At 45.7% G+C, this 12,872-nt stretch carries 18 protein-coding genes and 1 riboswitch; of the genes, 15 read left to right on the plus strand and 3 right to left on the minus strand.

Going from position 1 to position 12,872, the window contains the following annotated elements; translation table 11 throughout:
- Nucleotides 1-18: 18 nt before the first annotated feature.
- Complete coding sequence (locus tag QOZ98_RS04040; RefSeq protein WP_308786224.1) at nucleotides 19-1,182, minus strand: pyridoxal phosphate-dependent aminotransferase; 1,164 nt, start codon at nucleotides 1,180-1,182, stop codon at nucleotides 19-21.
- Between the two features lie 85 nt (nucleotides 1,183-1,267).
- Between QOZ98_RS04040 and QOZ98_RS04045 the strand changes: the two genes are divergently transcribed.
- The 4 genes from QOZ98_RS04045 (at nucleotide 1,268) to QOZ98_RS04060 (ending at nucleotide 4,800) form a co-directional block, all read left to right on the plus strand.
- A complete protein-coding gene (locus QOZ98_RS04045; RefSeq protein ID WP_308786225.1) occupies nucleotides 1,268-2,074 on the plus strand; it encodes a carbon-nitrogen family hydrolase in 807 nt (268 codons plus the stop codon).
- Nucleotides 2,075-2,107: 33 nt separating this feature from the next.
- Nucleotides 2,108-2,213: riboswitch (SAM riboswitch) on the plus strand.
- 68 nt (nucleotides 2,214-2,281) lie between these two features.
- Nucleotides 2,282-3,295 (plus strand): methionine ABC transporter ATP-binding protein, encoded by a 1,014-nt coding sequence (locus QOZ98_RS04050; RefSeq protein WP_308786226.1) that lies wholly within the window; start codon nucleotides 2,282-2,284, stop codon nucleotides 3,293-3,295.
- Nucleotides 3,285-3,956 carry a methionine ABC transporter permease gene (locus tag QOZ98_RS04055; RefSeq protein ID WP_308786227.1) on the plus strand — a complete coding sequence of 224 codons (672 nt, stop codon included), beginning with the start codon at nucleotides 3,285-3,287 and terminating at the stop codon, nucleotides 3,954-3,956. The genes QOZ98_RS04050 and QOZ98_RS04055 overlap by 11 nt, the downstream gene beginning before the upstream one ends.
- 13 nt (nucleotides 3,957-3,969) lie before the next feature.
- The gene (locus tag QOZ98_RS04060) at nucleotides 3,970-4,800 is read left to right on the plus strand and encodes a MetQ/NlpA family ABC transporter substrate-binding protein (protein WP_308786228.1); all 831 of its coding nucleotides are present in this window, start codon (nucleotides 3,970-3,972) and stop codon (nucleotides 4,798-4,800) included.
- Between the two features lie 109 nt (nucleotides 4,801-4,909).
- Here the strand turns inward: QOZ98_RS04060 and QOZ98_RS04065 are convergent, their stop codons facing one another.
- Entirely contained in the window at nucleotides 4,910-5,473 is a 564-nt protein-coding gene (locus QOZ98_RS04065) for a GNAT family N-acetyltransferase (RefSeq protein WP_308786229.1), read from the minus strand.
- A 92-nt stretch (nucleotides 5,474-5,565) separates the two neighbouring features.
- Here QOZ98_RS04065 and QOZ98_RS04070 point away from each other — a divergent pair, with 92 nt between their 5' ends.
- The 11 genes from QOZ98_RS04070 (at nucleotide 5,566) to QOZ98_RS04120 (ending at nucleotide 12,085) form a co-directional block, all read left to right on the plus strand.
- The gene (locus QOZ98_RS04070) at nucleotides 5,566-6,525 is read left to right on the plus strand and encodes a carbohydrate kinase family protein (protein ID WP_308786230.1); all 960 of its coding nucleotides are present in this window, start codon (nucleotides 5,566-5,568) and stop codon (nucleotides 6,523-6,525) included.
- On the plus strand, nucleotides 6,522-6,971 hold the full coding sequence (locus QOZ98_RS04075) for an OsmC family protein (RefSeq protein ID WP_308786231.1): 450 nt from the start codon (nucleotides 6,522-6,524) through the stop codon (nucleotides 6,969-6,971). Before QOZ98_RS04070 ends, QOZ98_RS04075 begins: the two co-directional genes overlap by 4 nt.
- A 130-nt stretch (nucleotides 6,972-7,101) precedes the next feature.
- A complete protein-coding gene (locus tag QOZ98_RS04080) occupies nucleotides 7,102-7,485 on the plus strand; it encodes a DUF302 domain-containing protein (RefSeq protein WP_308786232.1) in 384 nt (127 codons plus the stop codon).
- Between the two features lie 146 nt (nucleotides 7,486-7,631).
- A complete protein-coding gene (locus tag QOZ98_RS04085; protein WP_142826841.1) occupies nucleotides 7,632-7,892 on the plus strand; it encodes a metal-sensitive transcriptional regulator in 261 nt (86 codons plus the stop codon).
- A gap of 140 nt (nucleotides 7,893-8,032) precedes the next feature.
- The gene (locus QOZ98_RS04090; RefSeq protein ID WP_308786233.1) at nucleotides 8,033-8,515 is read left to right on the plus strand and encodes a DsrE/DsrF/DrsH-like family protein; all 483 of its coding nucleotides are present in this window, start codon (nucleotides 8,033-8,035) and stop codon (nucleotides 8,513-8,515) included.
- Between the two features lie 31 nt (nucleotides 8,516-8,546).
- Nucleotides 8,547-8,912: a rhodanese-like domain-containing protein gene (locus tag QOZ98_RS04095; protein ID WP_308786234.1), complete on the plus strand. Its 366-nt coding sequence runs from the start codon at nucleotides 8,547-8,549 to the stop codon at nucleotides 8,910-8,912.
- Nucleotides 8,913-8,926: 14 nt separating this feature from the next.
- The gene (locus tag QOZ98_RS04100; protein ID WP_308786235.1) at nucleotides 8,927-9,223 is read left to right on the plus strand and encodes a rhodanese-like domain-containing protein; all 297 of its coding nucleotides are present in this window, start codon (nucleotides 8,927-8,929) and stop codon (nucleotides 9,221-9,223) included.
- A 42-nt stretch (nucleotides 9,224-9,265) separates the two neighbouring features.
- Complete coding sequence (locus QOZ98_RS04105; protein ID WP_308786236.1) at nucleotides 9,266-9,823, plus strand: sulfurtransferase TusA family protein; 558 nt, start codon at nucleotides 9,266-9,268, stop codon at nucleotides 9,821-9,823.
- Nucleotides 9,824-9,864: 41 nt separating this feature from the next.
- A complete protein-coding gene (locus QOZ98_RS04110) occupies nucleotides 9,865-10,992 on the plus strand; it encodes an MBL fold metallo-hydrolase (RefSeq protein WP_308786237.1) in 1,128 nt (375 codons plus the stop codon).
- 29 nt (nucleotides 10,993-11,021) lie between these two features.
- Nucleotides 11,022-11,249 (plus strand): sulfurtransferase TusA family protein, encoded by a 228-nt coding sequence (locus QOZ98_RS04115; protein ID WP_308786238.1) that lies wholly within the window; start codon nucleotides 11,022-11,024, stop codon nucleotides 11,247-11,249.
- A gap of 59 nt (nucleotides 11,250-11,308) precedes the next feature.
- On the plus strand, nucleotides 11,309-12,085 hold the full coding sequence (locus QOZ98_RS04120) for a sulfite exporter TauE/SafE family protein (RefSeq protein WP_308786239.1): 777 nt from the start codon (nucleotides 11,309-11,311) through the stop codon (nucleotides 12,083-12,085).
- A gap of 42 nt (nucleotides 12,086-12,127) precedes the next feature.
- Here the strand turns inward: QOZ98_RS04120 and QOZ98_RS04125 are convergent, their stop codons facing one another.
- Nucleotides 12,128-12,805 carry an oxidoreductase gene (locus QOZ98_RS04125; protein WP_308786240.1) on the minus strand — a complete coding sequence of 226 codons (678 nt, stop codon included), beginning with the start codon at nucleotides 12,803-12,805 and terminating at the stop codon, nucleotides 12,128-12,130.
- Nucleotides 12,806-12,872: the final 67 nt, after the last annotated feature.

Raw genomic sequence — 12,872 nt, forward strand, 5'->3', positions numbered from 1 at the left:
GCTGTCTTTTTGTGTGCTTTAAAATAAATTTAACTTTTCAATTCGGTTTATCGCTTCGATGATACGGGCTTCATCAACCAATAATCCGACACGGACAAAGCCTTCGCCGCCATCACCGAACCCGCTGCCTGCAGCAACGGAAATATCGGCTTTTTCCAGAAGAAAGTCGGCAAATTCCACACTGGTAAATCCTTTTGGAACCGGCAGCCATGCAAAGAAAGAACCCGCTGGCGCGTCAATGTTCCAGCCGATGCGCGAGCATTCTTCAGCGAGGACATTGCGGCGTTTTTCGTAAAGGTCGACCAGCTCGTCCACGCACTGCTGATCGGCGCTCAATGCTTCCGCTGCGGCCAATTGGACGGCAGGGAATAGACCTGCAAATAAATGGTCTTGGATCAAGTTCAGTGCTTCAATCATTTTGGAGTTGCCAACAGCAAATCCGATGCGCCAGCCGGCCATATTGTATGTTTTCGATAAGGTATACATCTCGATGCCAACTTCTTTGGCTCCTTCAGATTGCAGGAAGCTTACCGGTTTTTTGCCTTCATACCCGACAGCTCCATAAGCAAAATCATGGACAACAGCAATGCCGTTTTCTTTAGCGAAATCGACAGTTTCGTCAAAAAAGTCTTTATTGGCAATAGCGCCTGTTGGATTGTTCGGATAGTTTAAATACATCAGTTTAGCTTGCGTCCGGACGGATTCCGGCAGCTCGCTGTAGTTCGGCAAATAGCCGTTTTCAGGATCCAGCCGCATCAGCTCGTAGCCGATGTCGGCAAGTGGGGCACCAGACAGGTAATCCGGGTATCCGGGATCCGGCAGCAGCAGGATGTCCTTGGGATTCAGCAGGGCCAGTGGCAATTCGACCAGGCCGATTTTGGTTCCAGCCAGTATGGCTACTTCAAGATCGGGGTCGATATCAACGCCGTATTCGCGTTTGTAAAAAGCCACTGCAGCTTGGCGCAGTTCGGCAATGCCGCGAAAAGGCGAGTATTTGTGCGTTTTTGGATCGGCCGCTGCCGTTTGTAGCGCTTTAATGATATGGTCTGGCGTCGGCTGATCGGGATTGCCTTGGCCAAGGTTGATAACGTCACGTCCTTCGGCAATGGCTTTGCTCGTTTTAGCGACCAGTGAAGCAAAAAATTGGGTAGGCAGGTTTTGCAGGCGATTTGAAAATTCCATGAGATTCTCCTTGTTTTCGAAATAATTGCACATCTACCCCAAATCTTATAGAGTTTAAGGTAACTTGTCTACTGGAGGAGAAAATATGAAAATTGCATGCGTACAGATGGATATCGCTTTTGGAGAGCCTGAACAGAATTACCGGCAGGTTGTGGACTATTTAACAGAGGCGGCGAGTAATGGGGCTGAGACCATTGTGCTGCCTGAAATGTGGAACACCGGCTATGCCCTGACGGAACTGGAAACCTTGGCAGACAGCACAAACCGCACAGTGGAACTGCTGAAAGGTTTTGCAAAAGAACACGCGGTGAATATTGTCGGAGGCTCTGTTTCAACGAAAAAGGCTGATGGTTTCTACAATACCATGTTTGTTGTCGATAAAACCGGAGAGCTTGTTTCAGAATATGACAAAGCGCATCGCTTCGGCTTGATGGATGAGCATATCCATCTGGAAGAAGGAGATTCACTCGGTCTATTCGAATTGGAAAATATCGCGTTCGGTGGAGTCATCTGCTACGACATCCGTTTCCCTGAATGGATTCGTGCCCAGGCACTGAACGGCGCAAAACTCATTTTTGTTTCAGCAGAATGGCCGGAAGCGCGAATTGACCATTGGCGCATCCTGCTGCAGGCACGCGCCATTGAAAACCAGTGCTTTATCGTTGCAGTAAACCGCATCGGCAGCGACCCGAACAACGAATTTGGCGGCAGCACGATGGCCATTGCTCCATGGGGAGAAGTTCGCTTGGACATGAAAAAAGAAGAAGGCATCGGCTATGTGGAAATCGATTTAGCTGAAGTCGGAGAGGTCCGGAAACGGATTCCGGTGTTCGATGACCGCCGCGAAAAGTTGTATGAAAAGTTCAAAAAGCAGATTGACACCCTGCAGTAATGCCTGTAACATAAAATTCAATCTAATAACCTAAACTTATCAAGAGAGACCGAGGGGTAGGCCCTATGACGTCCGGCAACCCCCGATTGGGAAGGTGCCAAGTCCTGCGGAACCAGAAAAATGTTCCGGAAGATAAGTCGAGAAATTAAACTTTTCGATGCCTCTTTCTTGATGAAAGAGGCCTCTTTTTGTTGGCGGGAGGAAGCTATGATACAGATTGAGAAATTGACGAAAACTTACACAACCAAACATGGCACCGTCACTGGAGTGGACAATGTTTCATTGGATATTGGAAAAGGGGAGATTTTTGGCATCGTCGGTTATTCGGGCGCTGGTAAAAGCTCTTTGATCCGATGCATCAACCTGCTTGAACGTCCCACCTCAGGCAGTGTCATAGTAGATGGCAAAGATCTGACCAAATTGAATGGGGGCCAGCTTCGGAAAGCTCGCTTGAAAATCGGCATGATCTTTCAACATTTTTACTTGATAAGCCAAAAAACGGTTTATGACAATATTGCTTTTGCGCTTCGGGCTGCAGGCACTCCTCCAAAAAGCATCTCAACTCGTGTGGAAGAGCTGCTCGAAATGGTCGGCCTATCCGACAAGCGTGATGTTTATCCGGCCCAACTGAGCGGCGGTCAAAAGCAGCGTGTCGGCATTGCCCGAGCGCTGGCTAACAATCCGGCAGTGCTGCTATGCGATGAAGCGACATCAGCGCTTGATCCCAATACGACTTTGTCCATCTTGCGGTTGCTGAAAGACATCAACCGCAAATTGAACATTACGATTGTGCTGATTACGCACGAAATGAATGTGGTCAAAGAAATCTGTGATCGAATGGCTGTCATGCAGGAAGGCCGCGTTATTGAAGAAGGACAGGTATACGACATCTTTGCCGATCCCCAAAAGGATTTAACAAAGGAATTCATTTCGAGTGTCGTTTCGTTTAATGTTCCCGAACATCTTCTGAAGGAATTTACTGGAACACTGGTGAAAGTGCTGTTCAAGGGCGGTGTCGCAGGAGAAAGTGTGATTTCTGATACTCTGCAGAACTACCCGATCAAAGGGAATTTTTTGCATGGGGCAATCGAATACATTCAGGAACGGCCTCTTGGAATTTTCATCATGGAATTGAAAGGCACTTCGTCCGCTGTTATGGACGCATTAAAGTATATGGAAAGCAGGTCTGCAATTGTGGAGGTGATTCCTAGTGGGCATTGAATGGGGACGAATAATTGAACTTTGGCCAGAAATACAAACGGCATTTTTTCAAACATTGACGATGATTGGCATTTCGTTGTCTGTTGCGTTGATTATCGGGTTGCCGTTAGGGATTTTGCTGTTTATCACAGACCGGGGCTTGTTTTTGGAGAATCGCCCCGTGAATTCTGTAATCGGTTTTGTCGTCAACATCGTTCGCTCAATTCCGTTTATTATTTTGCTGGTGGCACTCATCCCACTGACTAAATTTATTACTGGAACGACAATCGGACCGATTGCGGCAAGTGTCTCTTTATCGGTTGCGGCCATTCCTTTTTTCGCCCGGATTGTGGAAACCTCACTCCGCGAAATTGATAAAGGAGTTATTGAGGCGGCAATTGCAGTAGGCGCTACACCGTGGATGATCATTAAAGACGTTCTGCTGCCGGAAGCGAAAGCGAGCATTATCCAGGGCGTGACGTTGACCATCATCAGTTTAGTCGCATACTCTGCCATGGCTGGCGTCGTAGGAGGCGGCGGTATTGGTGATTTGGCCATCCGTTTTGGTTACTACCGGTACGATAATACCATTATGATCGTCACCGTCGTGATTTTGATTGTGCTGGTCCAATTGATACAACAGGCAGGAGATTATACAGCGAAAGCCATCGACAAACGATAAGGGAGAGAATAACATGAAAAAATTTGGATTGATAGTAGCAGCGAGTGCATTGGCTTTGGCAGCATGCGGCGGTGGAGAAGAAAGTGGCTCTTCAGGCTCATCTGAAGAAGCTTCAAAAGATATTAAACTAGGGGCAACTGCGGGACCATACAGCGATATGCTAAACCAAGCAATCGTGCCTGGTTTAGAGGAAAAGGGCTATACGGTGGAAATTGTTGAGTTCAGCGATTACATCCAGCCCAATGTGGCACTTGATGGCGGAGATATCGATGCCAACCTGTTCCAGCACACCATTTATCTGGAGAACTTTGAACAGGAGCAAGGCATGGATTTGTCGGCATTGACTACAGTACCGACTGCTCCAATGGGGATTTATTCAAATCTATTTGATTCATTGGAAGCCATCGAGGATGGGGCAACCATCGCGATTCCGAATGATCCGGTAAACGGAGCACGTGCTTTGCTGATGCTTGAAGCTGAGGGCTTGGTCGAATTGGATCCTGATGCGGATGTCCTGCAGGCTTCGGAAAGGGATGTTATTACAAATACGAAGAACCTGGTGTTCCAGCCGATCGAAGCAGGCCAGCTGCCGCGCGCAGTTGATGGTTCTGATTTAGCGGCTGTACCTGGCAACTTTGCATTAGCAGCTGAAATGAATCTACTTGATGCACTGGTATTAGAAAACATGCCGGACGAATATCGCAACGTCGTGGCGGTTACTGCTGAAAATGAAGACAGTGAATTGGCTGCTGACTTAGTGGAAGTTGTAGAGTCGGAAGAATTTGAAGCTGTAATCGACGCGGAATTCGAAGGTTTCGGCAAACCCGAATGGATGGCTGAATAGAAGAAGGATCATTCACTCAAAGAATTCTATCGAATGTTATAGAAAGAAAGCCGCTCCTGAGAAAAATCTGGAGCGGCTTTCGTCATATTTAAAGAGCGCTTCAGCCACTTTAAGGAATCATTTTGACCATGTGGTGAAACGGCTCACCGAGAATCGTCCATGGTTCGGAAATGGAGTAGCCGAGGCGTTTGTATAAGCGGATAGCGCCTTCTTTATCCACATCAACATTCAGCGAAAGCTTGCCGCCTCCTTGAGCCGCAACCAGTTTCTCAGCGAAATCGAACAGTTTTGAACCAATTCCTTGGCCCTGGTATTTCGGATCGACTGAAACGGTGTCGATATACCATTCATCGGCATGGGCTTCGGGTTCGATCGTCCGTTCATGGCCCTGCTTTTTGAGTTGTTCAATCAAATAAAGGTCCAAATCTTCGGCTTGATTGCCGTGATAAAGCACCAAAATACCGGCGATATCGCCATTTGCTGCAGCTGTGTAAGTGGAGCGATAGCTGTGGCGCGTATGTTCACCGCGAACCATCTCTTCTACTTTTTTCAGCACAGCTTCCGGCTCTTGCTGCGCGGTCATATGATTGGCGATATCGCCGATTGCATTGATGATGAGCGGGGCTGCTTTTTCTGCATCTTCCGGCCGTGCTTGTCTAATGATAATATTCATTGGGATCCACTCCTTTTGCTTGCATTAACTCTGCTATGACTGAAATAATAGTATATCAGCCAAACAGCCCTTTAGCATGAAGGAGGCGAAACATGGAAACCACCAGGCACGTCTTGACCTATGGAGATGCATTTGTCGATTATATTGCAGCAAATACAACAAACGACCGATTCAACCGCCATTTGGGAGGCGCTACAGTAAATGTGGCCGCAGGTATCAGCCGACTGGGATTGCCCTCGAGATTTATTACAATTACCGGCGACGATGAAACCTCGGCTTTTGTCCGACATGAATTAGTGAAAGAAGGCGTCGATTTAACGCACGCCATCACGGTTCCGGAAAAGCGGGTGAGCGGTGTCTACATTCACCTGACGCCGGAATTTGACCGTGTGTTTGCGGATTATGTCAATGAAACACCCGACCTTCAAGTAGAGGGCCATGAACTAAAAAGGGAAGCTTTCGAAAGGGCAAGTGTCTTTCATTTTTGTTCGGGAACTCTTTTCCATCCTGAGGCAAGGGCCACAACCCGAAAAGCTCTGGAACTGTCAAAAGAGCATAGCGTTCTTTGTTCATATGATGTTAATATTCGTCCGCTGCGCTGGCAAAGTGAAGAGCATTGCCGTGAAACGGTACTCGGCTTTCTGCCATTGGCTGACATTGTCAAACTGACAACCGCAGAACTGGCTTTCCTAATGGAAACCGAATCTCTGGAAGAAGGAATTTCTCGGTTATCGCACTTTTCTATTCCGTTGGTTTTTGTAACCGATGGTGAAAATGGGACGCATGCGGTTTTTCAAAATCACACTCACCATGTTCCTGTCATTCCTGTTCAGCCAGTGGATACAACGGGCGCTGGGGATGCCTTTATGGCAGGCGTCATCCGTCACGTCCATTTGCTTGGCTTGCCTGAAACCCAGCAGGAAGTCGTAGAATGTGCTGATTTTGGCAATAAATTAGGGGCGCTTTGTGCGACAAAAGCAGGAGCACTGACTGCGATGCCGCGGCTCGATGAGATGAAAAAAATCATGAATCAAGGGAGCGAAACTCGATGACATTGCACAGTTTTCATTTAAAGGCGGATTGGCCAGGTCTCCGAAACGATGTAGGAAATATTGAAGTTGGCGGTTTAAAAACGCAAATTTCGATTCCTCCTGAAATGGACGGTCCCGGGATCGGCACGAATCCGGATGAAATGCTGCTGGGCGCAGCTGCAACTTGCTACATCATTACGCTTGCCGCTATGATGGAACGCAGCAAGCTGGAAAAACAGTCCTTGACGATGGAATCGGAAGGCATTGTAGAAGTGGAAAAAGGCGTAATCACTTATAAACGCATCATCCATAAACCAAAAGTGGTACTGAAAGCTGGCGCTTCTGAAAAGGACTTATCATTAGCACAGAAATTAGCGGAAAAAGCTGAAAGCTCCTGTATGATCACACGCGCCATTCAAGGCAATGTGGAAATAGAATTGCAGGCGGATATTAAAGCAGGAAGCTAGATCTTTTAAAACCTTCATCCTATCAAGGCTGAAGGTTTTTATTTTTGCCAATTTTGTCGTTGTGTTTACGATTGTATATACCGGGTAGGGTACTTGTAGGTCCTAAAACAGTAAGAGGAGGAAACAAACCATGTTCAATTACACAGTAGATACATCCAAAACAGTGAGTGAAGCCGTAGAGGCATTAGAAGAAAATCTAAAGGCGGAGCAATTCGGAATTCTATGGAATTTCGATTTAACGGCAAAACTTCAGGAAAAAGGAGAAGATTTCGATACCCCCTACACCATTTTAGAAGTGTGCAATCCGAAAGAAGCCAACCGTGTGTTATCGGAAAACTTGATGATTGGCTATTTTTTGCCATGCAAAATCGTTGTCTATAAGGAAAGCGATGGTGTGAAGATCGGAATGCCAAAGCCCACAGCTTTAATTAGTATGGTAGAAGATCAGAATATCAAATCGATTGCTGAAGATATTGAAGAACGGTTAATCAAGTGCATTGACCAGTCAGCTTAATGAAGATGGGCGTCGCGAAACGGGTTTAACCCCGCTCGTTTTCGAAAGCAATTATTCATGCGAGCTCATGTGTTGACTTCATACCCTTAGGGGTATACTATAAGAGTTAGCAATACATCCTTTGTAATACAGGAGGCAGAATGAAGATGAAATACGATAAACTTGTCGAGAATCGATTGAAAAGAATAGAAGGCCAGCTTCGCGGTGTTCTCAAAATGGTGGAGAATGACGAAGATTGCAGAGACGTTGTCATGCAGTTGTCCGCAGTAAGAAGTGCAGTTGATCGTGCTATCGGTGTAATCGTCAGTGATAACCTGGAAACTTGCGTACGTGAAAGCATCGAAAAAGGTGAAAGCACAGAAGGTATGGTAAAAGAAGCTGTAGACTTGCTGGTAAAGAGCCGATAAAAATTTTTTTATTTGACAGCAGGGAATATATTCTTTAATATACCGGTTAGGGTATTAGAAAGTGCGGCGCCACTATAAAACGTCATTTTTTTTCGCAACAAAATATACCCCTACGGGTAATTGGAAGTGGAGGCAATAAAATGGCACAAGAGCAAAAGAAAACAACGATCGTATTATTCAGCGGAGATTACGATAAGGTGATGGCAGCTTATATCATTGCCAATGGTGCTGCAGCATACGATCATGAAGTGACAATCTTCCATACATTTTGGGGATTGAATGCATTGCGGAAAGAAAATCCGCCAGCGCTGAAAAAAGGGCGCCTGGAAATGATGTTTGCGAAAATGATGCCTAGAGGTGCGGATAAACTTGGTTTGTCAAATATGCAGTTTGGCGGAATGGGACCTAAAATGATCAAACAGGTCATGAAAAAGCATAATGCGCTCACTTTGCCTCAATTAATTGAAATGGCAGAGGAACAGGAGGTAAAAATGATCGCTTGCACGATGACAATGGATCTTCTCGGTTTGCAGAAAGAAGAATTGTTGGATGGAGTTGAATATGCAGGAGTGGCAGCTTACCTTGGAGATGCCGAAGACGGCAACGTCAATTTATTCATCTAATCGCATTTAAAGCGGAAGGGAAAGATGCAGCATGGAATGGATTATATGGGTCTTGATTGGAGCAGCTGTTCTTTGGGTGGCTTACCGGTTCACGCCACCAGCTAAGGGAGTCGAATCGATTTCTACAGAAGATTTAAAAACGCAGCTCGGCAAGAAAGATAGGCAGTATATCGATGTTCGGACACCGGGAGAATTTAAAGGGAACCATATTAAAGGTTTCAAAAACATTCCATTAAATGAGTTGCCGAAGCGTATGAGTGAATTGTCAAAAGATAAAGAAGTACTGGTGATTTGCCAAAGCGGCATGCGCAGCAGCAAAGCCAGCCAATTATTGAAGAAAAATGGGTTCACCGCCATAACAAATATCAGAGGCGGCATGAGCACTTACCGCAGATAAAGGAGAACTGGGTTATGAAAACAATGACAACTCAACAAGTTCAAGAATTAGTAGAAAGCAAACAGTCTATCGGCTTGATCGATGTTCGGGAAACCAATGAAGTAGCGGCAGGAAAAATTCCAGGTGCCATCAATATTCCTTTAGGATTATTGGAATTTAAAATGAGCGAACTTGATAAATCAAAAGAATACATTATGGTTTGCCGATCAGGCGGACGCAGCGGACAAGCTACCCGTTTTCTCGAAAATCTGGGATACAACGTTGCCAATATGGATGGCGGAATGCTGGACTGGAATGGCGAAACAAACTAACAGCCTGCTAAAGAACAGGCAAATTTCCAAGGAGGAAAACAAATGGTACAAACTGACTTAATATTAGATGCAAAAGGGCTGGCATGCCCAATGCCGATTGTAAAAACAAAAAAGATGATGAAAACGATGGATTCAGGTAAAGTACTGGAAATTCTGGCGACAGATAAAGGATCGACAGCGGATCTTCAAGCGTGGGCAAAAAGTTCAGGGCATCAATATATCGGCACTGAAACCGAAGGGGATGTGTTACGCCATTTTCTTCGTAAAGATGGAGCTGGTGCTCCGGAAGAAACAATCACAATCCCAGAAATTTCTTTGGCTGACTTTTCTCAAAAAGTGGAAGCCAATGAGAGCATGACGGTTTTGGATGTACGTGAAAAAGATGAATTCGAAGATGCTCATATTCCCGGAGCCATTCATATCCCATTAGGTGAAGTAGAAGCACGAATGGATGAATTAGCTAAAGAAGATGCTATCTACATTATTTGCCATTCAGGAAGAAGAAGCGGGATTGCAGGAGATATGATGGCCAAAAAAGGTTTTGGCTGCCTCTATAATGTAGTACCTGGCATGAGTGATTGGACAGGTATAACGGAGTAAATTTTTTTAAATAAATATATACCCCTGGAGGTAATTAGAAAATGACGATAAAAGCGATGAAGGCAAGCGAAGTGGCAAAAAAAGTAGTAAATAACGAGCCGTTGTTCATCCTGGATGTACGAAACGGTGATGCCTTCGCCGATTGGAAAATAGAAGGCGGCAATATCCAGTACTTGAATACACCTTATTTTGATTTATTGGACGGAGTCGAAAGAGTGGTTTCAGAACTGCCGAAAGACAGGGATATTCTGGTAGTCTGCGCAAAAGAAGGCTCTTCCGTTATGGTGGCAGAAATGCTGTCAGATGAAGGCATTGATGCCGCTTATTTAGAAGGCGGCATGAAAGCCTGGAGTGAGCACCTGGAACCAGTAAAAGTCGGTGAGTTGCAGGGCGGCGGCGAATTGTATCAGTTTGTCCGTCTTGGCAAGGGATGCCTGTCTTACATGGCAATCTCTGAGGGGGAAGCTGCTGTTATTGATGCAACCCGCATGGCACATATCTTTTTGGACTTCGCGCAGGAAAAAGGTGCAGTAATCAAGCACGTATTCGATACGCATTTGCACGCCGATCACATTTCAGGCGGCCGTGCGATTGCAGAAGCGACAGGCGCGAACTACTACTTGCCGTCAAAAGACGCAGAAGAAGTTGTATTTGGCTATACAGCTTTGGAAAATGGCTTGGAAGTGGCAATAGGAAGCTCGAAAATTAAAATTGAAGCCTTTTACTCACCGGGCCATACGATCGGTTCTACGTCATTTATCGTAGACCACCAATACTTGATGACCGGCGATATTCTATTTATCGATTCTATTGGCCGGCCGGATCTCGCGGGTCTTGCGGATGACTGGGTAGGTGATTTGAGAGAATCTCTTTACTCGCGTTATCAAAAATTGGCAGATGAGCTCATTGTTTTGCCGGCTCATTTTATGATTATGGAAGAGTTGAACAAAGATGGCAGTGTTGCTAAAAAACTGGGTGACTTGTTCAAAGATAATCATGGCTTGAATATTGCAGACGAACAGGAATTCCGCGACATGGTCACCAAGAACCTGCCGCCGCAGCCCAATGCCTATCAGGACATCCGCAAGACGAACATGGGGCAAATCGCGCCGGACGAAGAAGTGCAGCGAGAAATGGAAATTGGGCCAAACCGCTGTGCCGTACGTTAGATAAAAAACAACTCAAAGGAGAGATTTTGATGAACGCAGATAAAGTATTGGACGCAAAAGGGCTGGCATGCCCGATGCCGATTGTAAAAACAAGAAAAGAAATGAAGGAAATGGAAAGTGGACAGATTCTTGAAATTTTGGCTACTGACAAAGGTGCCAAGGCGGACTTGGCTGCATGGGCAAAATCCGGCGGACACGAATTATTGGATTCGCAGGAAAATGGCGATGTCTTTTCATTCTGGATCAAGAAAGGCTAAGAGCCGGATTGGAGGGTATCGACAAGATGCCCTTTTCCCTTTTAGGAAGGTGAACTAAAATGAGTCTGGACTTTATCATTATCATTTTTATCATCGGATTTGTAGGTTCCTTTATTTCCGGAATGGTGGGAATCGGCGGATCAATCATCAAGTACCCGATGCTGCTTTATATACCGGTGATGTTGGGGTATACGGCATTCAGTGCACATGAAGTATCGGGAATTAGTGCCATTCAAGTATTTTTTGCGACCATCGCAGGTGTCTGGGCATACCGTGGCAGCGGGTATTTGAATAAAACATTAATCGCTTATATGGGCGGCGCGATTTTAGTGGGAAGTTTTATTGGAGGCTACGGTTCCACTTTACTTTCGGAGCAGGGGATCAATATTGTTTACGCGGCATTGGCAACCATTGCGGTCGTGATGATGTTCATGCCAAAAAAAGGAGTCGATGACATCCCGCTCAACCAGGTTACCTTCAATAAATGGCTGGCCGCAGTACTGGCATTTATCGTCGGAATCGCAGCAGGAATTGTTGGAGCAGCAGGTGCCTTTATCTTAGTGCCGATCATGCTGGTTGTCTTAAAAATTCCGACCCGGATGACCATCGCAACTTCGCTCGCGATTACGTTTCTTTCGTCTATCGGTTCAACAGTCGGTAAAATTGTTACGGACCAGATTTTATATGGTCCCGCAACAGTGATGATTGTTGCAAGTATACTGGCAGCACCGCTGGGAGCGAAACTAGGACAAAAAATGAACACTAAATACCTGCAATGGATTTTGGCGTTGCTGATTTTGGGAACAGCTATTAAAATTTGGACAGATATCCTGTAATGCAAAAAGAGAGGGCGCCTTGCTAAAAGGCGTCCTCTCTTTTTATCTGAAAGTACTTTGCGCACTTATATTTTCAATACGATGGGATGGATAGGTGTATTTGCCTGTCCGCTCAATTTGCGCCACTTCATACATGGCGAGCGCGACATCTTTCGCTTCGACAGGTTTGTATTTTTTCATCTTTCCCTTCAGCAATTTGCTGAAAGCTGGACTTAGTACCGTGGCCGCTTTTTCGCCTAAACGAAATTCCTGGCGGTCTCCAAGCAGCAAAGAAGGCTGGAATATGTGCAGGGAAGTCAACCCAATTTTTTTTAGCCGAACCTGCAGCTCCCCTTTGGTCCGGCTGTAAAAGACTTTGGACTCAGCATCAGCACCAAGAGCAGTGATAAGCAAAAAGTTCTTCACTTGCTGCGACTTGGCCAATTCAGCCATTCTTAATGGGTATTCATAATCGACTTTTTTAAATGCATCCTGTGATCCCGCTTTTTTAATGGTAGTACCGAGGCAGCAAAAAACATCATCAACGTCAAAGTGCTTGGCGTAATGATCCAGCTTGTCAAAATCCGTGATCACTTGTTCGAGCTTTTCATGCGTCATGTCCAGCGGACGGCGAACCAAAATTTTTACTCCGCTGTAATTGGGGCTGTTTAAAAGGATGTGGAGCAATTCGTTGCCAACCAGTCCGCTCGCGCCTGCCAGTAAAGCAGTTTTGTTGTTCATAGTGAACGACTCCTTCTTCTTTGACTTCTATCTGTTAAAATCTACTATACCCCAAACTGCAGGGAAT

The organism is Planomicrobium stackebrandtii (assembly GCF_030814955.1).
Classification (GTDB): domain Bacteria; phylum Bacillota; class Bacilli; order Bacillales_A; family Planococcaceae; genus Planococcus; species Planococcus stackebrandtii.